2 protein-coding genes are annotated in these 1,256 nt (G+C 62.7%); both read right to left on the reverse strand.

The annotated features are described in order from the left end of the window. A partial coding sequence (locus tag A2I95_RS39430; protein WP_291737802.1) for a BCCT family transporter occupies nt 1–339 on the reverse strand: 339 nt, incomplete at its 3' end. A gap of 223 nt (nt 340–562) precedes the next feature. Continuing rightward, nucleotides 563–1,256: thioesterase family protein (locus A2I95_RS39435; protein ID WP_291737803.1), on the reverse strand; the 694-nt coding region annotated here is incomplete at its 5' end.

Genomic DNA, 1,256 nt, shown 5'->3' on the forward strand with positions numbered 1-1,256 from the left:
GCCGATACCGGCGGAAAACAGCATCGCAAACCAGCTGAAGTTGGTGAATTCCGGGCGCGAGTCGTCATCCCCCAGCCGGAGGCTGCCGAATTTCGAGAACATCAAGAAGAAGCAGAAGAACATGATCCCGGCCAGAACCGAGATGTAATACCAGCTGAGACCGCCTTCGATCCAGCTGCGCACCGATTTATACAGGCCGCCTGCGAATTCCACGTTCAAAACTGTGAAAATAACAAAAGCGGCGATCATCGCCTTGGCGGCGATGCCCATCCCCGGATGCAGACCGGTAAAGAAACCGGATTTCGCCACCAGGTGGCTGTTGGAATTGCTTTCGGACATATGGCCCTCCCTTTGTCCCTATACGCTTGCGCTCCCCGGATCCTCCGCCCAGGAAAGCTGCCCGGTCCGTGCAGACGGGATGAAGCCCTCCCGTTTGCACAGCTGTCCGGAAAATCCCTCCCCCGGGGTGCCGCCTCTGCCGCGGGCAAATTGCGGACCGGATCGGGGAGGAGACCCGGCCCGCATAAGGAAAACCGGCAGCCGCAAACTGCCGGTTCCCAAATTATCCGCGCTGGCCGACGTGGCGCCCGGCGCCCTCCGGCAACGCCAGCCCGGCATGGGCGGCGGCAAAACTTGCCAGTTTGTCGGCGACCTCCGGCGACGGCAGCGAGGTGCCCCGCGCGTTCAGGTCCATGTGCAAAAGCAGCGTTTCCACCGTCGCCGCCAGCTTTCCCTCGGGGCCAATCAGGCGGTGGAACAGATGCATCTTCTTGCCTGCGCCCTGCAGCACCTGGGTGGTCACACTCAGCGCATTGCCCTCGTGCAGCTCGTCCAGGAACCGCACGTGGTTCTCGACGGTGAAATAACTGCCGCCCGCGGCGATGTACTCCGCATCGCAGCCGATCATCTCCATGAAGCGGTCGGTCGCCTGGGCCGAAGCCTCGGTGTAATGCGCCTCGTTCATATGGCCGTTGTAGTCGGTCCAGCTCTGCGGCACCGGGCGGTAGACGGTGACCGGCAGATCAGCCGCCTCCGGCACGGGCAGCATCGCCTCATGCGCAGTGATCACACCGCCAGCCCCGCTGCCGGATTTCTTCAGCGCCCGCATCATGCCAACCAGGTTGTCATCCCGCAGCCGCTCCAGATCGCGGATCGGCATATGCCCGGATTGCGCATCCGACTGGCCCGCGATCAAATCCACCAGCTCCTCGGTGAACTCCGGCACATCCATCAGCTTGGTCCAGGGCCATTCCAGC

It is taken from the genome of Leisingera sp. F5 (assembly GCF_001593695.1).